We start from the raw sequence: 7,607 nt of genomic DNA on the forward strand, positions 1-7,607 counted from the left end.
GACCACCTCGGCCACCACCAGGCCGGCGCGGCCGTCCACGGCAACGCCGCCACGATAGCCGCACTCGCCGGCGACGGACCGGCGGCACTGCACCACGCCCGCGAAGCCCGGCAGTTGCCGGCCGCGCACCCGCACGCCACCTTCCACCTCTTCGCGCTCGCCGACGAGGCCGACGCCCTGCGGCTCCTCGGCCGCAACGACGCGTCGGAACGGGCCTGGCAGGACGCCGCCGAACGCTGCCGGGCCAGCGGGGCACTGCACCTGGAGGCCGCGGTCGAGCAGCGGTACGCGGACTTCCTCCCGAGCGTCGGACGCGCCCGGGATGCGGCCGAACACCTCGGCCGGGCCCAGGAGTTCTGCGCGGAGTCCGGCGACACCCGGGGCGCCGCCGAACTCGCGGCGCGGATCGCCGCGACCGGGGTCTGAGCGGACGATTTGCGACCTGTCGTCCGCTTCGGTGTCGCCCGGCCGTGGTCGCGGCCGGCGGCCGGCCAGGACGAACGGGTCAACGACTTTTCACAGCAGCGGAGTTGAATGTCTCGCGGTACGTGCGTGGCGGCACCCCGACGTGTGCCTTGAACAGGCTCCGGAAGTTGGCCGGCGTGCCCAGGCCACAGCGCCGTGCGACGGCTTCGACCGTCAGATCGCTCGATTCCAGGAGTTCCCGTGCGAGGCCGAGCCTCGCGTCGAGCAGCCAACTCATCGGCGGCCGGCCGGTGTCGGAGTGAAAGCGGCGGATGAGCGTGCGGCGGGACAGGCCGGCCTGGCGCGCCAACTGGTCGACGGTGAGCGGCTGGTGCAGGTGACGCAGGGCCCACTCGTACACCGGCATCGCTGCGCCGGAGGCGTCCGGGGCCACCGGCAGGTCGGCGAACTGGGCTTGACCGCCCGTGCGGTGTGGGGCGGTCACCAGCAGGCGGGCCCGCTGGTTCGCCAGGCGGGCGCCGTGGTCGCGGCGGATGAGATGCAACGACAGGTCGAGGCCCGCGGCGACTCCGCCCGAGGTCAGCACCTGGCCTTCGTCGATGTACAGCTCCTGCGGCTGCACCGTCACCTGCGGGTACCGCCTGGCCAGCTCTGCGGCGTAGCGCCAGTGCGTGGTGGCCCGGCGGCCGTCGAGCAGGCCGGCGGCGGCCAGGGCAAACGCGCCCGAGCAGATGGACACCATCCGGCTGCCGCAGGCCGCCGCCCGTGCGAGCGCGGCGGTGACCGCGGCGGAGGGCGGGTCGGGCTCCAGGTACCCGGGGACGATCACGGTGTCCGCGGTCTGAACGGCGTCCAGCCCGTCGACGACGGACAACGCCGGGCCGCCGTGCATCGGCACCAGCCCGGGCCGTTCCGTGCACACGGTCATCGTGTACGGACCGTCCGGCCAGCTTCCGAAGACCTGCAACGGAATCCCGATGTCGAGTGCGAGGACGTTCTCGAGCGCCACCACGACCACGTGGTGCTTGCCGCCGGAGGCGTGGACTCCCATGGCACGATCCTATCGCTGCATGGCATTCGTGCCACTGACTCCCGCGCTCCGTGGGCGCCTACGGTCATTCCATCCGCCCGTCGGCCATCACGCCGCTCCGCCCGGGGCCGCGCACCGCCGCACAGGAAGAGAGATGCCGTGATCAACGACGCACCCCTGCCCGTCTTCGAGCGGCTCGGCCTCCCGGACACGGGCCTGTCCCGGGACGCCTTCGCCTACGCGGAGAGGGCCACGCCCGACTTCGTCTTCTTCCAGGACGCAAGGGCACGGAGGTGCGGCTGGCGCAGGCGGGCATCGGCACCGACATCCTCGGAGTCCGGCGCGAGATCCTTCCGGCCGGCCTCGCCGACGACGTACACGCCCTCCTCCCCCGCATGAACCTGGGCTACGCACTGAGCGACGCGATCGTCGCCCAGGCCAAGTCCAAGCCGCAGAAGGCATCTCCGATGACCTTCCCGGGAGAACTGCTGCGCCACCACCTGCCCCATGGCGCCCAGCCCACGTGGTACGACCTGCTCGCCGTGGCGGGCTGGGGCGACCAGCCCGTCGGTGCCGTCGCCCGGCGCCGTGCGGAGACGCCGGAGCGAGTAGGGGCGATGTTCATGGAGTACCTGGAGGCGGGTGACATCGAGGGCCTGGTGTCGCTGTACGAGCCGCGCGCGCACTTCGTCCCCGCCCCCGGAACCCACCTGGTGGGCACCGAGGCCATCCGGCAGGCCCTGCAACAGCTGATCGACGGCGGCGCCCGTCTCAAGCTCGAACTGCGCGAAATCCGGCAGGCGGACGACATCGCCCTGGTGTCGAACACCGCCACCCTGACGGGCGCCGGCCCCGAGCCGGTGATCTCCACGACCACGGAGATCCTCCGACGCCGGCCGGACGGCGGCTGGGCCCACGTCGTGGACGACCCGTTCTTCGGCTGAACGTCCACGGTCACACACTCACGAACCGCCCTACAAGGAGGGGCCGAGGCTCGCACCGCGATGCCCATGCCCCTCGCCTCCAGTATCGGGCGCAGCGCGCGCACCGCGTAGAAGCTGCGGGACTTGACCGTCCCCACCGCCACGCCGAGGGCCTGCGCCGCCTCGGCCATCGAACGGCCCTTCAGGTGCAGTTCCACCAGCACGTCGTGGTGGTGCGGCTGGAGCTCCGCCAGGGCGGTCTCCAGGTCCCGGGCGGCGAGCACCTCGTCGTACGGGTCGTGGGCCGCGACGTGCTCCCCGGGCGCCTCGTCGGCCACCTCCTGGACGCGCGCGGAGGCCATCCGGAAGCGGTCGATCGCGATCCGGCGGGCCACCGTGAACAGCCACGGCCGGCTCTGCTCCAGGGGCGACCAGCCGCCGGGCCGTCGCCTCGTCATCCCGCCCGTCCACCGTGACGGCCCGCCTGCCGTCGCCGCGGTCCACCGTCGTCGCCATCGGAGTCCGTCTCACCCGTGCTCACGCCTCGTCCCTCTACTTCCGTGTAGTTGAACGGATAACTTGCTCGCGAATGTTCAGCACGACGAATCATCGCAGGTGGGAGCCGTTGGACGGTATGCAAACATCCGCGGGCGGCGGTCCGGCCCGGGGACCTCTTTCGGGTGAAATCCCGCCTGCAGGACCGTTTCTGCCGGCCAAGGCCGTCACACCACCGTGCCACTCTGACGGCGTATTCCCCTCCCCCGAAAGGAACATCCATGGGTGACACGCTGCACGTCGGCGACGAACTCGGCCTCGGCCACTCCCTCCAGGGTGGTGCCTACACCCTGACGCTGCAGCACGACGGCAATCTGGTCCTCTCCGAGCCGGGCGCCGTCGTGTGGGCGACCAACACGCAGGACAAGAGGGTTCAGCGGGCCGTGCTCCAGGACGACGGCAACTTCGTGCTGTACGACGGCGCCGGCGCGGCGTGGGCCACCGACACCAACGGCCAGGCCGCCGACCGGCTGGTCGTGCAGGCCGACCGCAACGTCGTGCTGTACGGCACGGACGGCAGCCCGCTGTGGGCCTCGGACACCAGGACCGACGACCCGATCGCCCCCCAGGCGCCGACGACCGCGGCACCGGTCGACGACGCGGTGTCGCCGCCCCCGGCCGACTCCGCGGCGCAGACCTACACGGTCGAACCCGGCGACACCCTGTGGGCCGTGGCCGAGCGCTTCTACGGCGACGGCAACCGCTACCGCGACATCGCCGCCGCCAGCGGCATCGACAACCCGGACGTGATCGACGTGGGCCAGGTGCTGACGATCCCGTAGACGAGCCGAACGGGCCGGCCGGTCTGCTCCGGGTCTCACGCCCGGCTGCGGCGCCGGCCCAACCGCCCGGCCACGCCGCCGAAGACCACCACCACCAGCACGCCCGCGCTGCCGCCGGCCACCGCCAACGCCCGCCACGCGCCCGACCGGTCCGGGCCCGGGATGACCACCACCGGCTCTGCGGCGGCGGCCTGGTGGCCGACCGTGGGCCAGGACGCGGTCACGGCCGCCACCGGGTCGAGGGTGCCGTAGCCCACCGTGGCGTCCGGGAGCCGGGTGCCCGGGCGGTAGGCGGTCGTCTCCTCGACCGGCTGCCGCACACCTCCGCCGTCACCACCAACCTCGCCGACGAGGCCTCGCTGGTGGACCGCATGCGCGACGCCCTGCATAGCTAGATGATGCGCCGCCAGGACTGCTCCCCCGCTCGCCCCGCACCCCGAGCACGGCCTCACCGTCGACGGCGGGCCGCAGAGCGGCAAGAGCAACCTGCTGCGCACCCTCGTCACCGGCCTCGCGCTCACCCACAGCCCGCGCGAGGTCCAGTTCTACCACCTCGACTTCTGCGGCGGCGGCGTCACCGGCCGGCGGCGACCCCGAGCGGGTCGGGCGCACCATCGCCGAGATCAACGGCATCATCGCGCGCCGCAAACAGAGCTTCGCCCGGCTCGGCATCGACTCCGCTGCCGCCTTCCGGCGCCGCCGCGCGGCCGACGACCCCGAACCGGCCGACGACCCGCACGGCGACGTCCTCCTGATCGTCGACGGCTGGAACACCCTGCGCCAGGAGTTCCCCGAACTCGTCCAGGTCCTGGGCCTGATCGCCGGACGCGGCCTCAACTACGGCATCCACCTCGTCGTCACCGCGACCCGCTGGGCCGAGGTCACCAGCGCCCTGTGCGACCAGCTCGGCACCAAGTTCGAGCTCCGACTGGGCGACTCCGTCGACTCCGTGATCAACATGCGGGCCGCCGCCACCGTCCCCAGGGTGCCGGGACGCGGTCTCGCCGACGAACAGCTCCACTTCCTCACCGCCCTGCCCCGCATCGACGGCACCGGCGACGCGGACGACCTCGCCGACGGCGTCGCCGACCTCGTCGAAGCCGTCGACGACCGCTGGACCGGCCCCCGCGCCCCGCAGGTCCGCATGCTGCCGCTGATGCTGGAGGTCGCCGAACTTCCCACCCCCGAAGGCCGGCTGCGGATCGCCCTCGGACTGGAGGACCGCGAGGTCTCCGCGCTCTGGCACGACTTCGAGGAGTCACCGGACCTCGTCGTCATCGGCGACAGCGAGACCGGCAAGACCAACCTCCTGCACCACCTCGTCAACGGCATCACCACGACCTACACCCCGGCCGAGGCCCGCATCACGCGTGCCATGGAGGGCCGCGTGCCCAGCGAGGACGTCACCCCCGCCCGCCTCAAGCTCCGCGACCGGTGGACCGGCCCGGAACTCTTCATCCTCGTCGACGACTACGACCTGATCACGGCACCGCTCACCGGACACCCCTTCGCCCCACTCCTCGACCGCCCGTCCAGGGCACCGAACTGGGCCTCCACCTCATCGTCGCCCGCAGCGCCAACGGCATCGCGCGGGCCATGGCCGACCCCCTCCTTCGCCGACTCCTGGACGTCAACACCCCTGCCGTCCTGCTCTCCTGCCCGCCCAGCGAGGGCGTCCTCTTCGGCAGCGTCAAGCCCCGCCAACTGCCCCCGGCCGGGCCCTGCACATCACGCGCCGCCGCACGGTGCAGTTGCAGACGGCGCTGGCCCCGGCCACGGAGGACGGCGGGGAGACGGCCTGATCCCCTGGCCACACGACGGGGACCTGCACAACACGGGTGGTGAACCTCCGTGCGGGTGGGGGCCGTATAGCTGGGCGGGGCCACCGACCGGGTGGATCCCGATGAACGATCAGCCCGATGAACGATCAGGGAGGCGTACGCCGATGGCCGAGGTGGAGCCTCACCGGACATCCGCCCGGACCGGGCGTACGCACCGGACGACTTCGGACCAGGTGGTTTCGGACCGGGCCGTCGCCGGGGTCGTCTCCCACCGTCCGGTGTCCGCCCTGGGGGCGCGATGAGCGGGGCGGGCTCCGAGGTCTCGGCCGTGCCGGCTCTGCGGCGCCGGTTCGGCCGTCGTACCGTCTCGTCCGCCCCGCCGCCCGCGCCGGCCGCGCGCCGGGGGCCCTCGCGCTCGATCCTGCGGCCGTTCGGGCCGCACTACGTCATCGCCCCCCGTGAGGTCGGCGACGACGAGCTGGCGGCGGCGATGGGGAGCCTGCGGCCGGTGCCGAACGCGCTCGTCGTCGTGGCCGCCGCCGCCGACGCCGCGCCCGTGCTGCGCGAGCGGATGGCCGAGCTCGGGCTGATCGCCCGCACCCGGGGTGCCGCGCGCCTGATCCTCGCCGCCTCCGGCCTCGGCGCGGTCGGCCCCGGCGGGCGGCGCCCCGCCGAGGTGGTCGCCGACAAGGCCGGTCTTGCGGTCGTCGCGCCGGACGGACTGGTCTCCATCCAGCCCGACGGCACCCTCAGGGTGACCGCACCCGAGGGCTCCACCGAGCCCGCCGCGTGGTGGAGTTGCCCGCCGGGCGGACGTCCGCGGCGGATGCGGGAGACGGTCGAGGCGGCCACCCCCGTCGAGCCGGCCCGGGCGCAGACGCCGCCCCGCACCGAGCCCGCGTCGTGGCCGGCGCCCGCCGGTCCGGCCTGGGGCGCCGGGGCGGCCTCGTGGCCGCCGCCCGCCGTCCCCACCCGGACGGTCGCCGCGGCCGGCTCCACCGCGCTGCCCGCCTCGGTCGCCGTCCAGCGCCTCGCCTCCGGCTTCTGGCTCAGCCACGTCACGGCCCGCCCCGAGGCGGGGATGCCGTTCCTACGCGAGCTCGCGACACCGCCCGGCACGACCCCGCTGGTCGTCGGCACACCCGCCCAACCCGTCCTCGCGCCGGAGGAGTTCGCCGACGCCGCGCTGTCCCTGCCGACCGGTTCGGACCAGCTCGTCGTCAGCGCTCCCTGGGCGGACCCGGGCGCACTCGCCGTCCTGTCCGGCACCCTCGCCGAGCGCCTCGGCCGGCCCGTGCACGCCGCGGTCGGCCTCCCGGTCGCGGGCGACGGCGCGTTCACCGCCCGGGTGCTCGACCACCGCGGCGCCACCACCTGGGAGCCGTACCTGATCCGGCTGACGTCCGGCAGCCGCCACGACACCGTCAGCACCGCCTGGCGCAACGGCGGCGCCGCGTGGGACACCGTCGGCCCCGGGCTGTTCCGCGCCTTCCCGTTCTGGTGTCTGGAGGCCGTCCCGGCCGGGCTCTGGCTGCGCCCCGAACCGCCGTACGCGTGGGCGCCGCGGTTCCTGCGCCCGGACCCGGCCCGCCCGCTGCTCGTGGTGGGCGAGCAGGCCCGGCTGATCCCGCACGACGTGTGGGAGCAACTGTCCACCCTGCTCGACCAGTTGCCCGGCGACGGCGCACGGGGCTTCGGATTGCTGCTGCACGGCCTGGTCGACGCGGCCTCCGAGAGCAGCGCCCGGTTCTTCGCCCGGATGCACGGCCTGGTGTGGCTCAACCCGCCCGCCCGCACGCAGGGTGGGCTCATCGGCCCGGCCCCCGCCTTCCCGGCGACGTACGCGGTGGGCGGCTTCGGCGCGCCGAGCCTGCCGAGTGCACCGAGCGTGCGGAACGCGCCGAGTGCACCGAGCGCGCCGGAGCGGTTCGCGCTGCCGTCGCACCGGAACGAGGGGTTCGTGACGGGACGGGTCACACCCGCCGATCCGGAGCTCGCCCCGCCGGCGGCCCCGCCCGCCGGACTCGCCACGCGCGGCGGCGCGGCGGCCGTGACCCGGCCCGCCGCCCCGCCGACCCCGGTGCAGGCGGTGGAGACGGGGGGGGCGGAC

7 protein-coding genes and 2 pseudogenes are annotated in these 7,607 nt (G+C 74.2%); 6 read left to right on the forward strand and 3 right to left on the reverse strand.

Annotation, left to right across the window (positions count from 1 at the left end; genetic code table 11):
• Positions 1–426 (forward strand): hypothetical protein (locus AB0O00_RS24640; RefSeq protein ID WP_363655170.1); only part of this gene is annotated, 426 nt, incomplete at its 5' end.
• A gap of 79 nt (positions 427–505) precedes the next feature.
• On the opposite strand, the gene AB0O00_RS24645 is transcribed toward AB0O00_RS24640, so the two are convergent.
• A complete protein-coding gene (locus tag AB0O00_RS24645) occupies positions 506–1,477 on the reverse strand; it encodes a helix-turn-helix domain-containing protein (RefSeq protein WP_363655172.1) in 972 nt (323 codons plus the stop codon).
• A gap of 272 nt (positions 1,478–1,749) precedes the next feature.
• Between AB0O00_RS24645 and AB0O00_RS24650 the strand changes: the two genes are divergently transcribed.
• On the forward strand, positions 1,750–2,400 hold the full coding sequence (locus AB0O00_RS24650; RefSeq protein WP_363655174.1) for a nuclear transport factor 2 family protein: 651 nt from the start codon (positions 1,750–1,752) through the stop codon (positions 2,398–2,400).
• A 101-nt stretch (positions 2,401–2,501) separates the two neighbouring features.
• On the opposite strand, the pseudogene AB0O00_RS24655 reads toward AB0O00_RS24650, so the two are convergent.
• Positions 2,502–2,837 (reverse strand): annotated as a pseudogene (locus tag AB0O00_RS24655) (sigma factor-like helix-turn-helix DNA-binding protein); the annotation flags it as partial.
• Positions 2,838–3,155: 318 nt separating this feature from the next.
• Between AB0O00_RS24655 and AB0O00_RS24660 the strand changes: the two are divergent.
• Entirely contained in the window at positions 3,156–3,716 is a 561-nt protein-coding gene (locus AB0O00_RS24660; protein WP_363655176.1) for a LysM peptidoglycan-binding domain-containing protein, read from the forward strand.
• 35 nt (positions 3,717–3,751) lie between these two features.
• Here AB0O00_RS24660 and AB0O00_RS24665 read toward each other — a convergent pair whose 3' ends face one another.
• Positions 3,752–4,105, reverse strand: a complete 354-nt coding sequence (locus AB0O00_RS24665; protein WP_363655178.1) for a hypothetical protein — start codon at positions 4,103–4,105, stop codon at positions 3,752–3,754.
• A gap of 245 nt (positions 4,106–4,350) precedes the next feature.
• Between AB0O00_RS24665 and AB0O00_RS24670 the strand changes: the two are divergent.
• From AB0O00_RS24670 to AB0O00_RS24680, 3 genes and pseudogenes are all read left to right on the forward strand, one after another.
• Positions 4,351–4,701, forward strand: a pseudogene (locus AB0O00_RS24670) (FtsK/SpoIIIE domain-containing protein); the annotation flags it as partial.
• The gene (locus tag AB0O00_RS24675) at positions 4,702–5,799 is read left to right on the forward strand and encodes a hypothetical protein (RefSeq protein ID WP_363655179.1); all 1,098 of its coding nucleotides are present in this window, start codon (positions 4,702–4,704) and stop codon (positions 5,797–5,799) included.
• Between the two features lie 26 nt (positions 5,800–5,825).
• A partial coding sequence (locus tag AB0O00_RS24680) for a hypothetical protein (protein WP_363655180.1) occupies positions 5,826–7,607 on the forward strand: 1,782 nt, incomplete at its 3' end.

The sequence above is a fragment of the Kitasatospora sp. NPDC093558 genome (assembly GCF_040683475.1).
GTDB lineage: Bacteria > Actinomycetota > Actinomycetes > Streptomycetales > Streptomycetaceae > Kitasatospora.

Excerpts from the sequence above, each read along its gene's own strand:
- AB0O00_RS24645 (WP_363655172.1), bottom strand. The coding sequence starts at position 1,477 with ATGGGAGTCCACGCCTCCGGCGGCAAGCACCACGTGGTCGTGGTGGCG.
- AB0O00_RS24660 (WP_363655176.1), top strand. The coding sequence starts at position 3,156 with ATGGGTGACACGCTGCACGTCGGCGACGAACTCGGCCTCGGCCACTCC.
- AB0O00_RS24665 (WP_363655178.1), bottom strand. The coding sequence starts at position 4,105 with ATGCAGGGCGTCGCGCATGCGGTCCACCAGCGAGGCCTCGTCGGCGAG.